The following is a 17,176-nucleotide window of genomic DNA, read 5'->3' as shown; positions in this document are numbered from 1 at the left end:
ATCCGCTCGCCCCGCGCATAACTCCTGCAGATTGTGCCGGAAGGCCCCGATTTCGGCCGGAATCGGCGGGAATTGCCCACAGTGCAGGAGTTATGCACAACGGGCGGATGTGGTCTACTCGTTGCATGAGCGTTGAACCCGAGGTCGTCGCCGAGGCGTACCGGCTGGCGGATGCCGCCGCCGCGGCCGCCGGGGTGTCCGTGCGGATGGCGGAACCCGGCGACATGACCCCGGTGATCGGCCTTTTCGAGCGCACCTGGGGCGCCGGCCGCAGCCCCGACCGCTCGATGCTGCTCGCGCTCGACTACGCCGGGAACACCGTGCTCGTCGCCAGCGAGGCAGGCAAGGCGGTCGGCGCGACGCTGGGCTTCCTCGGCTGGAGCGACGGCATCCACCTGCATTCCCACATGGCGGCCGTGGTGCCGTGGCGGCGCAGCGGCGGCGTCGGCTACGCGCTGAAGCTGTTCCAGCGCGCGGTCTGCCTCGAACACGGGATCGTCGAGATGCGCTGGACCTTCGACCCCCTGATCCGCCGCAACGCGCACTTCAACCTGGTCAAGCTCGGCGCGGAGGTGGTGCGGTTCCTGCCCGACTTCTACGGCCGCCTCGACGACGTCATCACCGGCAGCGACCGGAGCGACCGGTTCGAGGTGCGCTGGCTGCTCGAGTCCGACCGGGTGCGGGCGGCCCTCACCGGCACACCCCGGCCGGTCCCGCACGCCCCGCTGCGGCTCCCGCTCGACGTCGACTTCGAGCGGTTGCGGGCCGACGACCCGGCGGCCGCCGCCCGGCTGCGCGAGCGGTCCCGGGCGTTGTTCACGGAGGCCCTGGCCCAGGGACTGCGCCCCGAACTGGACGCCGGCAACGACTACGTCTTCGTGCGGCCGGAGACGGATGCGACGGCGCCGGGATCCGCGCCGGGACCGACCCCGGGACAGACCTGACCGATTGGCCCGTTCCGGCCCGAAACGACCTGACCGCGCCGGTCCTCTCGGCGCTAGGATTCAGGCCATGACCCCGAGCGAACCCATGGACCAGGTATCCGAGCTGAAGGCCCAGGCGGAGGCCGCGGTCGCGGCCGCCCGGGCCGCCCAGGCCGAGGCGGAGGCAGCCATCGCCCGGGCCGAAGCCGCCCAGGGCGCGGCCCTGGCCGCACCGGCTCCCGCACCGGCTCCCGCCGCAGCGACTGCCGCACCGGCTCCCGCCGCCGCAGCGCCCGCAGCACCGCCGGTTGCCGGCCCGCTCACCGTCGCGCAGGTCGAGACCATCCGCGCCGGGTACGCCTTCGCCGGGCCGGCTCTGGAGATGGGGGCCCTGGTCAACGGCGACGCCCGCCCCGACGTGCCCGTGCGCATCCCGCTGGCGATGACGAACCGGCACGGCCTCGTCGCCGGAGCCACCGGCACGGGCAAGACGAAAACCCTGCAGGTGCTCGCCGAGCAGCTCTCCGCGCACGGGGTGTCCGTCTTCGCAGCCGACATCAAGGGCGACCTGTCGGGCGTCGCCACGGCAGGCACCGCGAGCGAGAAGCTGCTGGCCCGCACCCGGGGCATCGGCCAGGACTGGTCGGGCGTGGCGTCTCCCACCGAATACTTCTCGCTCGGCGGGGTCGGCCGCGGCATCCCGGTGCGCGCCACGGTCGCCGGCTTCGGCCCGCTGCTGCTGAGCAAGGTGCTCGGGCTGGGCGATATCCAGGAGTCCAGCCTCGGCCTCGTCTTCCACTACGCCGACCAGGCCGGCCTGCCTCTGCTCGACCTGACCGACCTGCGAGCCGTGCTCAGCTTCCTGATCAGCGACGCCGGCAAGGGCGAACTCACCGGCCTCGGCGGGTTGTCCCCGGCCACCGTGGGCGTCATCCTGCGCGAACTGATCACCTTCGCCGACCAGGGCGCCGACGTCTTCTTCGGCGAACCCGAGATCGACACCGCCGAGTTCCTCCGCAGCACGCCCGACGGCCGGGGCATCATCAGTCTGCTCGAGGTGCCCGGCGTCGCCGACAAGCCGGCCCTGTTCTCCACCTTTCTGATGTGGCTGCTGGCCGACCTGTTCAACGACCTGCCCGAGGTCGGCGACCTGGACAAGCCCAAGCTCGTCTTCTTCTTCGACGAGGCGCACCTTCTGTTCACGGGCGCGTCGAAGGACTTCCTCGCCTCGATCACCCAGACGGTGCGGCTGATCCGCTCCAAGGGCGTCGGCATCTTCTTCGTCACCCAGACCCCCAAGGACGTGCCGAGCGACGTGCTCGCACAGCTCGGTTCCCGGGTTCAGCACCAGCTGCGGGCGTTCACCCCGGATGACGCCAAGGCACTCCGGGCGACCGTCTCCACCTACCCGAACTCGGGTTATGACCTCGAGGAGGTGCTGACCGGGCTCGGCACCGGTGAGGCGATCGTCACGGTGATGAACGAGAAGGGCGCTCCGAGCCCCGTCGCCTGGACCCGTCTCCGCGCGCCGCAGGGCTCGATGTCACCGACACCGCCGGAGCAGATCGACGCCACCGTCGCCGCCTCCCCGCTGCTCGCCGTCTACGGCGCCGCGATCGACCGCGACTCGGCCCGCGAGATGCTGGCGACGAAGTTGGAGGCAGCAAACCGGGTGGCGCTCGCCCAGCAGGTCGCCCTCGACCAGGCGAAGGCCGCCGCCGAGCTGGAGAAGCAGCAGGATGCCGCCGCCGTGCAGCAGGCGAAGGCGCAGAAGAAGGCGCAGGCCGAGTACGACCGCCTGATGAAACAGACGCAGGGGTCGACCCGCAGCCGCACCAGTTCGCGCCCGCAGAAGAGCGTGCTCGAGCAGGTGCTCGGGTCCTCCGTCACCAGGACGATCCTCACCGGGGTCGTCAGCGGCATCTTCGGCACCCGCCGCCGCCGCTGAGCGCGCGGCCGGCCTCAGCCGGCGTGGGTGGTGATGCGCCGCTCGAACCAGTAGAGCAGTTCGGGGCGCACGCGGTTGAGGTCCTGCAGGGTCATCGGCTCCGGCACGCGCACGACGGGGGCGTCGAGCAGGTCGACGACCGTCTCCATCGCGCCGCGGGAGTAGAACTGGCCGCGCATCCGGATCAGCAGGCGGCCGTCGGTGCCGGTGAGGAAGAGTTGCGGATGCGTGTCCATCGCGCCGCTCTGGTACAGGTCGAGCAGCACGACGCTGCCGATCTCATCCTTGGAGAAATTGGAGACGCGGCCGAGGAATCCTCGTTCGGAGATGCCCGCCGTGTCGACCCAGATGACCGTGCGGTAGAAGGCGATGGCCGCAACCAGGCAGAGCGCGACGACGACGAGGTCGCCCAGGGCCACCGGCTGCCACGAATTCGTCGGGATGGTCAGCCAGAACAGCACGGCCGACAGAGGCGCGATCAGGGCGAGCACGGACAGGCCGGACTGCAGCAGAATCCGCCCGTGGGGTCGCAAAGCGTGCGCCCGCGTGCGCAACCCTCCGCTGAATCTCACCCGTGGTTCCCCCTTGCCGGTGTAGTCAGATTATCCCGGAATTCACCGTGGTGTGCCAGCCACCGTTCCAGGGGGTCCGGCCGGGAATCCGGCGCAGGCCGTCGGCGCATGAAACGAGGCACGACCCCCTCAGGAGCCGTGCCTCATCGTTGTGTGCTGCGCGGGTTAGCGGCCGAGAACGGCGCCCAGGTCGAGGCCGCCGAGCGACCCGTCGACCACGTCGTTCACGGACGATCCGATGTCGCCGACGTTGCCGCCGGTGACGTCATTGCCCGAACCGACCGGAGCGGTGACCGGTGCCTCGACGGGGGCGGTGACCGAGGTGTCGTTTCCGGAAGCAACCGGAACGTCGTTGCCGTTGCCGATCGAGGTGCCGTTGCCGACCTCGTTGCCCGAGGCGACGTCGCCGACGTCCCCGGTCAGCGAGCGGTCGACGACCGGGCCGCTGACGAGAGGGGCCTTGAGCACGCCGCCGCCGAGGAGCGAGGCGTCGTTGCCGGCGACGCCGGTTCCGGTGGCCTGGTTTCCGGTCAGGGCGTCGGTGAGCAGGCCGAAGTCGACGGTCTGGGCCGCCGACGAGCCGTCGGTGCCGGTGAGCCGCGGGCTGCCCTGTTCGGATGCCTGGGCGGGGGCGGCCAGCCCACCGACGATGATGGCGGATGCGATGCCGGCGATGCCGAATGCACTGAGACGCTTCGTGATCGTGTTCATGATGAGTACTCTCTTCCGTTGTTCAGTTCCGGCCTCGGATTTCCCCGGGCCGCATAAGGGGTCCGGTGCCCTCGCCGAATCGGTTTGGTCGCGGCCACCCGCCGGAACGGCATCGACCGTAGAGTGAGCAGGTGAATCCCCGGACGACGCCCCGCCCCACCGCGAGAACCTCGCGGTTCCGGCCGCACCCGGCCCAGGTCGTCGCCGCCGCGTTCGCCACGACGATCCTGATCGGCACGGGCCTGCTGATGCTGCCGATATCCACCCCGGGGGCGGGCGGGGCGTCGTTCTTCGACGCGATCTTCACCGCGACCTCCGCCGTCTGCGTGACCGGGCTGATCGTCGTCGACACCGCCACCCAGTGGACCGCCTTCGGCCAGGTCGTCATTCTCCTGCTGATCCAGATCGGCGGCCTGGGGATCATGACTTTCGCGTCGGTGATCGGGCTCGCGGTCATGCGCAAGCTCTCGCTGCGCTCCCGGATCACCGCGGCCGCCGAGGCGAAGAGCGTGGGACTGGACGACGTCAAGGGGCTCGTCTTGGGCGTCGTGCGGATGTCGCTGGTGATCGAGGCGAGCGTCGCGCTGCTGCTCAGCCTCCGCTTCCTGCTCGGCTATGGCGAGCCGCTCGGCCGCGCAATCTGGCTCGGCGTCTTCCACGCTGTCTCGTCGTTCAACAACGCGGGGTTCGCGCTGTTCAGCGACAACCTCATCTCCTACGCCACGGATCCGCTCATCTGCCTGCCGATCGCCGCCGCCGTGATCCTCGGCGGGCTGGGCTTCCCCGTGATCGTGCAGCTGCGCCGGCATCTCAAGACGCCCCGACTGTGGAACATGAACACCCGACTGGTGCTGGCCGGCACACTGATCCTCCTGGTCGGCGGCACGGTGTACCTCACGGCCGTCGAGTGGTCCAACCCGGCGACCCTCGGGCCGCTCGACTGGCCGAGCAAGCTCCTGGTCGGATTCTTCCAGTCCGTGCAGGCGCGCACGGCCGGCTTCAACAGCGTCGACACCGGCGCGATGGACTCGGCCAGCCTGCTCGGCACCGACATCCTGATGCTGATCGGCGGCGGTCCGGCCGGAACCGCCGGCGGCATCAAGATCACCACCTTCGGCGTGCTCTTCTTCATCCTCCTCGCCGAGGTGCGCGGCGACACCGCCGTGAACGTGTTCGGCAAGCGGCTCTCCCGCGCGGTGCACCGGCAGGCGATCACGATCGTGCTGCTCGCCGTCGCGGTCGTCATCGCGTCGACGGCCGCGCTGATGGTGATGACCGACATCAGCATGGACAAGCTCCTGTTCGAGGTGATCTCGGCCTTCGGCACGGTGGGACTGTCCACGGGGATCACCGCCGGGCTGCCGGAGGCAGGCAAGATCATCCTGATGCTGCTCATGTTCATCGGCCGGCTGGGGCCGATCACCTTCGCCTCGGCGCTCGCCCTCCGCGAACGCCCGACCACCTACGAGCTACCGAAAGAGAGGCCGATCATTGGCTAAGTTCAACCTGTTCGGGTCTCACGACCCCGCCCGCATCGCCGAATCCGAGTCGGTGGTCGTGATCGGCCTCGGCCGGTTCGGCAGTTCCCTCGCCCTCGAACTGATGGAGAGCGGCACCGAGGTGCTCGGAATCGACGGCGACGAGGACATCGTGCAGGCGCACAACGGGCTGCTCACCCACGTCGTGCGCGCCGACTCGACCAAGGAGGAAACCCTCCGTCAGCTGTCGGTGACCGAGTTCACCAGCGCCGTCGTCGCGATCGGCGGCGACATCCAGGCGAACATCCTCACCGCGTCGCTGCTGCTCAAGCTCGGCATCCCCAACATCTGGGCGAAGGCCGTGAGCGACCCGCACGGCGAGATCCTGCAGCAGCTGGGGGTCAGCCACGTCATCTACCCCGAGAAGGACATGGGCAAACGGGTCGCCCACCTGGTTCGCGGGGTGATGCAGGATTACATCGAGATCGGCGAGAACTTCGCCCTCGTGAAGACGACACCGCCGCGGGAGATCATCGGGGTGCCGCTCGGCAAGACACGCATCCGGCCCAACCACGGGGTCACCGTCACCGCGTTCAACCGCGACGGGGTGTGGAGCTACACGACCCTGGACACCATGATCGCGGCGACCGACATCATCCTGATCGCGGGGGAGTCCAAACGGGTCGAGGCGTTCAGCCGGCTGATCTGACCGGGCCGGGCCCCAGCGCTGCGGGTAGGCTCGCCCTGATGAATGTAGATGCAGCCCGGTTCGTGATCGACGCCGAACCGGGAACCCGGGTCGTCGTGCGCCGACGCATCGAGGGTGGGGTGACGGATGCCGTCGGCTACCTCCGCTCCTGCGACGGGGCCGTGTGCATGGTCGAGACCAAACGCGGGCTCGTCGCGATCACGCTGGCGGACATCGTCGCCGCGAAAGAAGTGCCGCCGCCGCCCGCACCGCGGCCGCGCCGCCGCCTCGACGACTGATCGAGCCGGTGGCGGCACCCGGTGATTGAGCGTGTCGAAATCACGCGAGGGTCACGACAGGCTCGACCACCGGTCTCGACAGGGTCGACCACCGGGTGATGATCCACGTTCTTGGCGGAGAATGGGGGATTCGAACCCCCGAGGGCTCTCACCCAACACGCTTTCCAAGCGTGCGCCATAGGCCACTAGGCGAATTCTCCTGGCCGGCCGTATCCGTGAGGATCGGCCAAGAAAGAATCCTACCTGTTTCCGGCGGCCGCTGTCACACCCGGCCGGGATCGGCCGGATTCGCCTCGCCGCCGACGGGTTTTGGGGGCGCGGGCCTTTCCGCCTAAACTGGCAGTCGGCTCCTCGCGTGGCGCCATCTCGGCCAACTCCCCCAGGACGGAAACGTAGCAAGGGTAACCGGGCTCTGGTGGGTGCGCGAGGAGTCTTTTTTGTGCATTCTTCCGGCCGCCGGCCCCGGTTTACCGCGGTGAGGCCGCCGAAATGCCGTTAGCCATGATAACGATTCCGCAATTTCTCCTAGGATGGTAGGGCGCAGATAACGCCCCGACAGTGCCTGGAGGCACCCATGGTTGAATCGTCCGGTAAATCCTTCCTCTGGCCTCATCGCCAGACGCAACCGCTCAGTGCAGACGCCCTCGCCAGCGTCGACGCCTGGTGGCGGGCCGCAAATTACCTGGCGGTCGGGCAGATCTACCTGTTGGACAACCCGTTATTGCGTGAACCCCTCAACCGTGACCACATTAAACCGCGCCTGCTGGGCCACTGGGGCACGACCCCGGGGCTCAACTTCCTCTACGCCCACCTGAACCGGGCCATCCAGGAACGCGCCATCAGCACCCTTTATGTCACCGGCCCCGGCCACGGCGGCCCCGGCATGGTTGCCAACGCCTACCTCGACGGCACCTACAGCGAGATCTACTCCGGTATCGAGCAGAGCGAACGCGGCGTCAAGGCCCTGTTCCGCCAGTTCTCCTTCCCGGGCGGCATCCCCAGCCACGCCTCACCCGAAACGCCCGGCTCGATCCACGAGGGCGGCGAGCTCGGCTACGCGCTCAGCCACGCCTACGGCGCGGCCTTCGACAACCCCGACCTGCTCGTCGCCGCCGTCGTCGGCGACGGCGAGGCCGAGACCGGCCCGCTCGCCACCAGCTGGCACTCGAACAAGTTCGTCGACCCGCTCGTCGACGGCGTCGTGCTGCCGATCCTGCACCTCAACGGCTACAAGATCGCCAACCCCACCGTGCTCGCCCGCATCCCCGAGGAGGAACTCCTCGACCTGATGCGCGGCTACGGCCACAAGCCCTACATCGTCTCCGGCGGGTTCAACGAGGAAGACCCGCTCCTGGTGCACCAGCGGATGGCCGAGACCCTCGACGAGGTGCTCAACGAGATCGCCGACATCAAGGCCCGGGCCCTGGCCGGCGACACCGAACGCCCGCGCTGGCCGATGATCATCCTGCGCACCCCCAAGGGCTGGACCTGCCCGACCACGATCGACGGCGTGCAGGTCGTCGACTCCTGGCGTTCGCATCAGGTGCCGCTGAGCAACGCCCGCGACACGCTGGAGCACACCCGGCTGCTCGAGGGCTGGCTCGCCTCCTACCGGCCGGAGGAACTCTTCGACGAGGCCGGCGCCCCGGTCGCGAAGATCACGGCCCTCGCCCCGGTCGGCGACCTGCGGATGAGCGCCAACCCGGTCTCCAACGGCGGACTGCTCCGCAAGGACCTGCGGCTGCCGAACTTCCGCGACTACGCCGTCGACGTGCCGTCACCCGGCGCGACCACCGACGAGGCCACCAAGGTGCTCGGCACCTGGCTGGCCGACGTCATCCGTGACAACCCCGACAACTTCCGCATCTTCGGGCCGGACGAGACGGCATCCAACCGGCTCGCCCCTGCCGTGTTCGCGGCAACGGACAAGACCTGGAACGGCGAGTACCACCCCGGCGACACCAACCTCGACCGGGCCGGACGGATCATGGAGATGCTCAGCGAGCACCAGTGCCAGGGCTGGCTCGAGGGCTACCTGCTCACCGGCCGCCACGGCCTGTTCAACTGCTACGAGGCGTTCATCCACATCGTCGACTCGATGTTCAACCAGCACGCCAAATGGCTCAAGGTGACCCGCGAGATCCCGTGGCGCCGCTCGATCTCCAGCCTGAACTACCTGCTCTCCTCGCACGTCTGGCGGCAGGACCACAACGGCTTCTCGCACCAGGACCCGGGCTTCATCGACCACGTCGTCAACAAGAGCGCGGATGTCGTGCGCGTCTACCTGCCGTTCGACGCCAACACGCTGCTCTCCATCTACGACCACTGCCTGCGCAGCGTCGACTATGTGAACGTCGTCGTCGCCGGCAAGCAGCCCGCGCCGAACTGGCTGACCATGGACCAGGCCGTCGCGCACTGCGAGCGCGGCCTCGGCATCTTCGACTGGGCCGGCACCGAGGTCGCCGGCACCGAGCCGGATGTCGTGCTCGCCGCCGCCGGAGAGGTGCCGACCCTGGAGATCCTGGCCGCGGCCGCGATCCTGCGGGAGGCGATCCCCGAACTCAAGGTGCGCGTGGTCAACGTCGTCGACCTGATGCGCCTGCAGTCCGAGGCCGACCACCCGCACGGGCTCAGCGACGCCGAGTTCGACGCGTTCTTCACCGCCGACAAGCCGATCGTGTTCGCCTACCACGGCTACCCGTGGCTGATCCACCGCCTGACCTACAAGCGCCACGGCCATGCCAACCTGCACGCCCGCGGGTACAAGGAGGAAGGCACCACCACGACCCCGTTCGACATGGTCATGCTCAACGACCTCGACCGGTACCACCTGGTGATGGACGTCATCGACCGGGTTCCGGGCCTCGGCGCCCGCGCCGGGCTGCTCCGCCAGGAGATGCAGGATGCGCGCCTGCGGGCCCGCGCCTACACCCGCGACCACGGGGAAGACATCCCCGAGGTGACCGAATGGGTCTGGGACGCCCAGGGCGCCGGAGCCGGCGTCACCAATGCGATCGAAACGGGCGGGGACAACGAATAATGGCCGACAGCATCTACATCACCTCGGCAGAGGGCAACACCGGCAAGTCCACGATCGCGCTCGGCGTGCTGGACACCCTGCTCCGCTCGGTCGAACGGGTCGGCGTCTTCCGGCCCGTCGCCCGCTCGGTGCACCACCCCGACTACGTGCTCGAGCTGCTGCTCGCGCACCTGGCCACCGGGTCGGCGAAGAGCACACCGCCGCTCAGCTATGACGAGTGCGTCGGCGTCAGCTACGACGACGTGCACCTGGACCCCGACGCGGCCCTCGGCCGGATCGTGGCCCGGTACAAGGCCGTCGAGGCGAAGTGCGACGCGGTCGTCGTCGTCGGCAGCGACTACACGGATGTCGGCAGCCCCACCGAGCTCGCCTTCAACCTCCGGGTCGCCGCGAACCTCGGCGTGCCGGTGCTGCTCGTGCTCGGCGGCCGGGTCGGCCCCGGCCAGGGCGAGGTGCTCAACCAGAGCGACCGGCTCGGCCAGAGCGACCCGCGCGGGCCGGAGGACATCCGTCAGCTGACCGACGTCTCCCTGGCCGAGCTGCGAAACGAGCACGTCTCCCTGCTCGGGGTGATCATCAACCGGGCCGACCCCGCGCGCCTCGACGAACTGATCGGCTCCGTGCGCGGCGTGATCGACGCGCCGGGCAGCCAGCTGGCCTCCGTGCCGGTCTGGGCGATCCCCGAGGACCCGTACATCGTGGCCCCGAGCATGAAGAGCATCCTCAAGTCCACCAACGGCACCCTCGTGAACGGCGACCCCGCGCTGCTGTCGCGGGAGGCGCTGGGCGTGGTCGTCGCGGCCATGTCGATGGTCAACGTGCTGCCGCGCCTGTTCGACGGCGCCGTCGTCGTCATCCCGAGCGACCGGCCGCAGGTGCTGCTCGCCGTGCTGATGGCGAACTCCTCCGCGACCTTCCCGTCGATCGCGGGCATCGTGCTCGTGGGCGGGTTCGCGCTCCCCGAGGAGATCGAACGCCTCGTCGACGGCCTCGCGCCGTCGGTGCCGATCATCCGCACCGAACTCGGCTCCTACGAGGCGGCGCTGAGGATCACGCACACCCCCGGCAGGATGGCGGCGGACTCGCAGCGCAAGCACGACACCGCGCTGGCCCTCTTCGAAGGCCACGTGGACGCATCCGTACTGCTCGATCGGCTGCGGGTCAGCCGCGCCGACGTGGTGACGCCGCTGATGTTCGAGTACACCCTGCTCGAACGGGCCAGGAAGAACCGCAAGCGCATCGTCATGCCCGAGGGAGACGACGACCGCATCCTGCGGGCCGCCGCCACCCTGCTCGCCCGTGACGTGGCCGACATCACCATCCTCGGCGAGGAGTTCGAGGTGCGGTCCCGGGCGATCGGCCTGGGCCTGGACATTTCCAAGGCCCAGGTGGTCAGCCCGTTCGACGACGTGCTGCGCACCCGGTTCGCGGAGGAATACGCGAAGCTGCGCGCGCACAAGGGCGTCACGATCGACCAGGCGATGGATGTCGTCACCGACGTGTCCTACTTCGGCACGATGATGGTGCAGCTCGGCCTCGCCGACGGCATGGTCTCCGGCGCCACCCACACCACGGCGCACACCATCCGGCCGAGCTTCGAGATCATCAAGACCCGGCCGGACACCTCCGTCGTCTCGAGCGTGTTCCTGATGGCGCTCGCCGACAAGGTGCTCGTCTACGGCGACTGCGCGGTCAACCCCGACCCGTCCGCGGAGCAGCTGGCCGACATCGCGATCTCGGCCTCCGAGACCGCGGTGGAGTTCGGCATCGAACCGCGCATCGCCATGCTCTCCTACTCCACCGGGGAGTCCGGCAAGGGCGCGGATGTCGACAAGGTGCGCGCGGCGACAGAGCTCGTGCGCGAACGCCGGCCCGACCTGCTCATCGAAGGCCCGATCCAGTACGACGCGGCAGCGGATGCCGACGTCGCCGCCGCGAAGATGCCCGGCTCCGCCGTGGCCGGCCGCGCGACGGTGTTCATCTTCCCCGACCTGAACACCGGCAACAACACCTACAAGGCGGTCCAGCGCAGTGCCGGCGCCCTGGCGATCGGCCCCGTCCTGCAGGGCCTTCGCAAACCCATCAACGATCTTTCCCGAGGAGCACTTGTGCAGGACATCGTCAACACCGTAGCCATCACCGCGATCCAGGCGGCGACCCTGTCCGCCGTGGCGGCAGCCCGCACCGAGACCGCGGCGGTGTCCGCATGAGCGCCGTCCTGGTCGTCAACTCCGGCTCGTCGTCGTTCAAGTACCAGCTGATCGACATGGACACCGAGACCGAGCTGGCCAGCGGCCTGGTCGAACGCATCGGCGAGCCGATCGGGCACTCCCGGCACAACGCCGGACCCACCAAGGCGGACCGCACCGAACGCGACCTGCCGATCGCCGATCACACCGCCGGCTTCGCCGTGATGATCGAGGCCTTCACCGAGCACGGACCTCAGCTCAGTGAGGCAGACCTGATCGCCGTTGGCCACCGCGTCGTTCAGGGCGGGAACCGGTTCTTCGAGCCGACCGAGATCACCCACCTGGTGGAGCTGAACATCGAGGACCTGTCCGAGATCGCGCCGCTGCACAACCCGGGCGCCGTTCAGGGCATCCGTGCCGCCCGCGCCACCTTCGCAAACGTGCCGCACGTGGCCGTCTTCGACACCGCGTTCCACCAGACGCTGCCGCCGGAGGCGTACACCTACGCCATCGACCGGGACCTGGCCACTCGGTATCGCGTGCGCAAGTACGGCTTCCACGGCACCTCGCACAAGTTCGTCTCCGAGGCCGTGGCCACGTTCCTGGACCGGCCGCTGGCCGAGCTGAAGACGATCGTGCTGCACCTCGGCAACGGCGCCTCCGCCTGCGCCGTCGACGGCGGCCGTTCGATTGACACCTCGATGGGGATGACCCCGCTGCAGGGGCTCGTCATGGGCACCCGCTCGGGCGACATCGACCCTGCCGTCATCTTCCACCTGCGCCGCCGGGCCGGCATGAACACCGCCGAACTCGACGACCTGCTCAACCGCCGCGGCGGCATGCTCGCGCTGGCCGGCAACGGCGACATGCGCGACGTGGAGGACGCGTCGATCGCGGGCGACCCGGTCGCCCAGGCCGCCCTCGACGTGTACTTCCACCGGCTCAAGGGCTATGTCGGCTCCTACTACGCGCAGCTCGGCAGCGTCGACGTCATCGTCTTCACCGCGGGCGTCGGCGAGAACTCGCCGATCGTGCGCGCCGGTTCACTGGCCGGCCTGGAGGGCATGGGGATCGAGATCGACCCCGTGCGCAACGAGGCCAAGTCGCGCAAGGCCCGGGTGATCTCCACGGATGCCTCGAAGGTCACCGTGCTCGTCATCCCGACGAACGAGGAGCTGGAGATCGCCCGTCAGACCCTCGCGACGATCAACCGCACCCACCCCTCGAAGTAGCGCGTCGTTCTGCGCCCCGCTCCCGCTCCCGCTCCCGCGGGGCGGGGCGGGGGGCGCGGCGGAGAAGCGCCGGGATGGAGTTTTTCGCGAACCGCGGCATCCGTCGCCGGCGAACGCGGCGTGTCGCGAGAATCTCCATCCCGAACGGCGGGCGCGGGGTCAGAGCGGATCGTCGGCGCGCAGGATGACCCGGCCGAAGCGGCGGGTCTGCTCCCGTTTGGCGTCGTCGACGACGCGTGTGATGCTGAGGAACGTCGTCTCCCAGTCGTACATCACCTGGTCGTGGGTGAGCCGGAGCGCCCGGCGGCCCAGGCCCTCCGTCTTGAGGTCGCGGTTGCGGTCGAAGTGGAACCGGTCGGGGCCGTGCCACTTCTCGCCGTCGGTCTCCAGGGCGACGCAGTCCTCGACGAGCAGGTCCTCGTCGCCGACTCCCGTGACCTGCACCTGGGCGACCACGGTGTAACCGGCGTGCCGGAGCCGTCGCCGCACGATGGTCTCCATGCCCGACCCGGCCGTGAATTCCAGCTCACGGATGCCCCGCTGCAGCCGGGCGGGCGCCCGCGCGCAGACCCGCCGCACCTCGTCGACCGTGAGCAGACGTTCGTGCACCGCGGACTCGAGGCAGGCGATCGCGTTCTCCTCGTCGAGGCAGCGGATGGCCTGCCACAGGGCCTCCATCGGAGAGACCAACCAGGATCGCCGGGAGTCGGGGAACCGGGGGACCGCCCAGTGGTAGTGGATCGGCCGCCCGTTCCGGTCGGCGGCCGGCCGGTCGCCGCGGGCGTGCGGCGGAAGCTGCAGGTGGAGGGAGCGGTCGAGCCCGGTCCAGACCCCGGCCCGGCGGAGGGCGCTGAGGCAGCTGATCCGGCCTAAGGCCGCTGTCGCGGTTCGCTGGTCAGGATCGGCATGGGCGCAGACGTAGACGCCGCGCACCGCACGAGTCACGGCCCCGCCGGCGAGGGCGTCGCGCAGGGCGCCGGGGGAGACTCCGCGGCGCCGGAGTTCGGCCGTCGTCGCGACGTGGCCGAGCGAACAGATGACGGATGCCGCGCTGTGCATGCGCTCAGGGTCCGCCGGCCGTGCCCGGCCGCGGCGGAACGCGGGCGATGCGTGAGTAGCGGCGTTCCGCGAGCGCTGTGGGGGGATGGCGAGCCGCGGGCTGTCGCGGACCTTCGGCGCGGGGGGTTGGGCCGCGCCGACGCATGCCGCGGGGATGGAGTTTTTCGCGCCCCGCGGCATCCGTCGCCCGTGGAAGCGGCGTGTCGCGAGAATCTCCATCCCCAACGGGGTGAGCCCGGTGAGCCCGGTGAGCGCGGTGAGCGCGGGGGCGGTCGGTGGCGACGGATGCCGCGCCGGGGCCGTCCACAGGCCGGGGCGGACTGTCAGTGGCGCCGACTACGATTGACCCGTGGTTACCGCCCTGTATCGCCGCTACCGGCCAGAGACCTTTGCCGAGATGATCGGCCAGTCCCAGGTGACCGAACCCCTGATGACTGCGCTGCGCACGAATCGGGTGAATCACGCCTACCTGTTCAGCGGCCCCCGCGGCTGCGGCAAGACGACGTCCGCCCGCATCCTCGCCCGCTGCCTGAACTGCGCCGAGGGCCCGACCGACACCCCGTGCGGTGTCTGCCCGAGCTGCGTCGAGCTGTCCCGCGACGGAGGCGGCTCGCTCGACGTGGTCGAGATCGACGCGGCCAGCCACAACGGCGTCGACGACGCCCGGGACATCCGTGAGCGCGCCATCTTCGCGCCGGCCCGCGACCGCTACAAGATCTTCATCCTCGACGAGGCGCACATGGTCACGCCGCAGGGTTTCAACGCGCTGCTCAAGATCGTCGAAGAGCCGCCGGAGCACGTCAAGTTCATCTTCGCGACGACGGAGCCCGAAAAGGTGATCGGCACCATCCGTTCGCGCACGCACCACTACCCGTTCCGGCTGGTGCCGCCCGGGCCGATGCTCGAATACGTGCAGACCCTCTGTGAGAGCGAGACCATGACGGTCGCGCCCGGGGTGCTGCCGCTCGTCGTGCGCGCCGGCGGCGGATCGCCCCGTGACACCCTGTCCCTGCTCGACCAGCTGATGGCCGGCTCCGACGGGCACTCCGTGGAATACGAGCGCGCCGTCGCGCTGCTCGGCTACACCAACGCGTCCCTGCTCGACGAGTCCATCGATGCGATCGCCGCGCGCGACCCATCCGCCGCGTTCGACGCGGTCGACCGGGTCATCCAGACCGGGCAGGACCCGCGGCGTTTCGTCGAGGACCTGCTCGAGCGCATGCGTGACCTGATCATCGTCGCGGCGACCTCCGCCGCGGGCGCAGCGGCCGTGCTCCGCGGCGTGCCGCAGGACGAGCTCGACCGGATGGCCCTGCAGGCCGCCAAGTTCGGCCCCGCAGAGCTGTCGCGCACCGCCGACATCCTCAACGCCGCGCTGACCGAGATGACCGGCGCCACCTCGCCGCGCCTCCACCTCGAACTGATGATCGCCCGGGTGCTCATCCCCGCCAGCGACGACTCCACCCGCGGTGCCCTCGCCCGGGTCGAACGGCTCGAACGCCGGATCGGCGTCGACGGGGGCGCCGGTTCCGTGGTCGCGGTCGACTCCGCGAACTCCGTCCGCCAGACGACGGATGCCGCGCCCGCCCCGGCGACAGCGACCGCCCCGGCGACACCGGCGGCTTCCGCCCGGCCGGCGACCTCCGCGAATCCCGCAGCGACTCCGCCCGCGGGTCGCACGACCTCGGACCCCACGGCGGTCTCGGGCAGCACGACCTCGGGCAGCACGACGGTCTCGGCCGGCGCCGGCTCGACCGCCCCAGCCGCCCCGGCTGCGCCCGCCGCCCCGGCTGCGCCCGCTCCGCGCGCCGTCCCGGCGGCCGAAGTCGCGGCATCCGTCACCGTGCGCCCGGTCGGACCGGTCACCTTCCAGCAGGTGAGGGATGCCTGGCCCGAGGTGCTCGAGGCCGTTCAGGCCGCAAAGACCAGCGCCTGGCTGGTGCTCTACACCGCCAAGGCCTTGGAACTGCGCGACGGCGACCTGCTCGTTCTGTCGTTCCCGAGCCAGAAAGACGTCGAGGGGCTCAAACAGCCCGCCGCGCCGGGCCAGGGCGTCGGCGACTTCCTCAAGCGCGCGATCAACGACGTGCTCGGCTTCACGCCGCGTCTCACCGCCAGGGTCGACCGCCCGGGCGGCCCCGACGGCGGCGGCAGCGGCGGCGCAGGGGCGCCGTCCGCCCCGCGGACCCCCGTGGGCCCGTCGGCATCCGCCCGCACCGAAGACCGGAGTGTTCCGGAACGGTCCGGAGCCGCGGCCAACCGCGGGGGAGCAGGGCGCGCCGCCGGAGACACGACTGTTCCGGCGACCGAGCCGGCGCCGCCCACCGACGACGACGCACCGCCGGCCGAGGACACGCCGCCCGACACCGAGCCCGGCACCGGTTCCGACACCGAGCCCGGCACCGGTTCCGACGCCGAGTCCGGCATCGGCTCAGAGTCCGGCTCCGGCTCCGAGTCCGGCTCCGGCTCCGGTTCCGGCTCCGACGCCGAGTCCGACGCCGAGTCCGACCCGGAGCGCGAGAGAGTGCTCAACGCCGCTTCCGACCCGGAGGCTGAAGGCCTGCCCGGTGCCGATCCGAGCGTGCCCGGTGCCGATCCGAGCGTGCCCGGTGCCGAGCCGAGCGTGCCGGGCGCAGCGCCGAGCGTGCCCGGCGGTGAGCCGATCGTTCCCCAGTCTGAGCCGGCGCGCGCGCCTGGGCGCGCTGCCGCCGCTGATGCCAACGCCAACGCCGATGCCAACGCCAACGCCGATGCTGATGCCGACGGCTCCGATGCCGGTTCCGGCCTCGACGCCGATTACCGCGCGGGTTCCGGCCTCGACGCCGATTCCCGCGCGGGTTCCGGCCCAGGCTCACCGGCGCAGCAGCGCTCGGAGCATCCGGCCAGGCCCGCGGCGTCGACCGGAGAGACAGTCACCGCCTGGGCGACCGCGGTCATCCCCGGCTCGGCATCAGCGCCGGCGCCGACTCCGGCCGCCAGGCCGGTCCCGGCCGCCGCGCCCGCTTCGGCCGCCGCGCCCGCTTCGGCCGCCGCGCCC

12 protein-coding genes, 1 tRNA gene and 1 other RNA gene are annotated in these 17,176 nt (G+C 70.4%); 10 read left to right on the top strand and 4 right to left on the bottom strand.

From position 1 onward, the window contains the following. The first annotated feature begins 125 nt into the window (after positions 1 to 125). Entirely contained in the window at positions 126 to 944 is an 819-nt protein-coding gene (locus tag E3O32_RS09295; protein WP_134508832.1) for a GNAT family N-acetyltransferase, read from the top strand. A 67-nt stretch (positions 945 to 1,011) separates the two neighbouring features. Next, positions 1,012 to 2,871 (top strand): helicase HerA-like domain-containing protein, encoded by a 1,860-nt coding sequence (locus E3O32_RS09290; RefSeq protein WP_166790813.1) that lies wholly within the window; start codon positions 1,012 to 1,014, stop codon positions 2,869 to 2,871. Between the two features lie 14 nt (positions 2,872 to 2,885). On the opposite strand, the gene E3O32_RS09285 is transcribed toward E3O32_RS09290, so the two are convergent. Both E3O32_RS09285 and E3O32_RS09280 read right to left on the bottom strand, forming a co-directional pair. Beyond that, complete coding sequence (locus E3O32_RS09285; protein WP_134508830.1) at positions 2,886 to 3,443, bottom strand: hypothetical protein; 558 nt, start codon at positions 3,441 to 3,443, stop codon at positions 2,886 to 2,888. Between the two features lie 165 nt (positions 3,444 to 3,608). Beyond that, positions 3,609 to 4,154, bottom strand: coding sequence for a hypothetical protein (locus E3O32_RS09280; protein WP_134508828.1), 546 nt, complete (start codon positions 4,152 to 4,154; stop codon positions 3,609 to 3,611). 131 nt (positions 4,155 to 4,285) lie between these two features. Between E3O32_RS09280 and E3O32_RS09275 the strand changes: the two genes are divergently transcribed. The 3 genes from E3O32_RS09275 to E3O32_RS09265 are packed head-to-tail and all read left to right on the top strand — an operon-like array spanning position 4,286 to position 6,619. Next, a complete protein-coding gene (locus E3O32_RS09275; protein ID WP_241974738.1) occupies positions 4,286 to 5,653 on the top strand; it encodes a TrkH family potassium uptake protein in 1,368 nt (455 codons plus the stop codon). Continuing rightward, on the top strand, positions 5,646 to 6,341 hold the full coding sequence (locus E3O32_RS09270) for a potassium channel family protein (protein WP_174776499.1): 696 nt from the start codon (positions 5,646 to 5,648) through the stop codon (positions 6,339 to 6,341). The genes E3O32_RS09275 and E3O32_RS09270 overlap by 8 nt, the downstream gene beginning before the upstream one ends. Positions 6,342 to 6,379: 38 nt before the next feature. Continuing rightward, positions 6,380 to 6,619 carry a putative acetyltransferase gene (locus E3O32_RS09265; RefSeq protein WP_134508826.1) on the top strand — a complete coding sequence of 80 codons (240 nt, stop codon included), beginning with the start codon at positions 6,380 to 6,382 and terminating at the stop codon, positions 6,617 to 6,619. 112 nt (positions 6,620 to 6,731) lie between these two features. On the opposite strand, the gene E3O32_RS09260 is transcribed toward E3O32_RS09265, so the two are convergent. Continuing rightward, positions 6,732 to 6,819, bottom strand: a tRNA-Ser gene (locus tag E3O32_RS09260). Positions 6,820 to 6,961: 142 nt separating this feature from the next. Between E3O32_RS09260 and ffs the strand changes: the two genes are divergently transcribed. From ffs to E3O32_RS09240, 4 genes are all read left to right on the top strand, one after another. Next, an RNA gene (ffs, locus tag E3O32_RS09255) (signal recognition particle sRNA small type) lies at positions 6,962 to 7,058 on the top strand. A 135-nt stretch (positions 7,059 to 7,193) separates the two neighbouring features. Beyond that, positions 7,194 to 9,659, top strand: coding sequence for a phosphoketolase family protein (locus E3O32_RS09250; protein ID WP_134508825.1), 2,466 nt, complete (start codon positions 7,194 to 7,196; stop codon positions 9,657 to 9,659). Further along, positions 9,659 to 11,869: a phosphate acetyltransferase gene (gene pta / locus E3O32_RS09245; RefSeq protein ID WP_134508823.1), complete on the top strand. Its 2,211-nt coding sequence runs from the start codon at positions 9,659 to 9,661 to the stop codon at positions 11,867 to 11,869. The genes E3O32_RS09250 and pta overlap by 1 nt, the downstream gene beginning before the upstream one ends. Beyond that, a complete protein-coding gene (locus tag E3O32_RS09240) occupies positions 11,866 to 13,080 on the top strand; it encodes an acetate/propionate family kinase (protein WP_134508821.1) in 1,215 nt (404 codons plus the stop codon). Before pta ends, E3O32_RS09240 begins: the two co-directional genes overlap by 4 nt. 159 nt (positions 13,081 to 13,239) lie before the next feature. Here E3O32_RS09240 and E3O32_RS09235 read toward each other — a convergent pair whose 3' ends face one another. Then, complete coding sequence (locus E3O32_RS09235) at positions 13,240 to 14,139, bottom strand: type IV toxin-antitoxin system AbiEi family antitoxin domain-containing protein (RefSeq protein WP_134508819.1); 900 nt, start codon at positions 14,137 to 14,139, stop codon at positions 13,240 to 13,242. Positions 14,140 to 14,488: 349 nt separating this feature from the next. Here E3O32_RS09235 and E3O32_RS09230 point away from each other — a divergent pair. Then, positions 14,489 to 17,176 (top strand): DNA polymerase III subunit gamma and tau (locus tag E3O32_RS09230; protein ID WP_241974737.1); only part of this gene is annotated, 2,688 nt, incomplete at its 3' end.

This window comes from Cryobacterium mannosilyticum (assembly GCF_004402705.1).
Taxonomy (GTDB): Bacteria; Actinomycetota; Actinomycetes; order Actinomycetales; family Microbacteriaceae; genus Cryobacterium; species Cryobacterium mannosilyticum.
Note: the sequence above shows the minus strand (reverse complement) of the source record. Positions and strands in the feature narration are given on the sequence as shown.

Excerpts from the sequence above, each read along its gene's own strand:
- E3O32_RS09250 (WP_134508825.1), top strand. The coding sequence starts at position 7,194 with ATGGTTGAATCGTCCGGTAAATCCTTCCTCTGGCCTCATCGCCAGACG.
- E3O32_RS09295 (WP_134508832.1), top strand. The coding sequence starts at position 126 with ATGAGCGTTGAACCCGAGGTCGTCGCCGAGGCGTACCGGCTGGCGGAT.
- E3O32_RS09280 (WP_134508828.1), bottom strand. The coding sequence starts at position 4,154 with ATGAACACGATCACGAAGCGTCTCAGTGCATTCGGCATCGCCGGCATC.
- E3O32_RS09265 (WP_134508826.1), top strand. The coding sequence starts at position 6,380 with ATGAATGTAGATGCAGCCCGGTTCGTGATCGACGCCGAACCGGGAACC.
- E3O32_RS09235 (WP_134508819.1), bottom strand. The coding sequence starts at position 14,139 with ATGCACAGCGCGGCATCCGTCATCTGTTCGCTCGGCCACGTCGCGACG.
- E3O32_RS09240 (WP_134508821.1), top strand. The coding sequence starts at position 11,866 with ATGAGCGCCGTCCTGGTCGTCAACTCCGGCTCGTCGTCGTTCAAGTAC.
- pta (WP_134508823.1), top strand. The coding sequence starts at position 9,659 with ATGGCCGACAGCATCTACATCACCTCGGCAGAGGGCAACACCGGCAAG.
- E3O32_RS09290 (WP_166790813.1), top strand. The coding sequence starts at position 1,012 with ATGACCCCGAGCGAACCCATGGACCAGGTATCCGAGCTGAAGGCCCAG.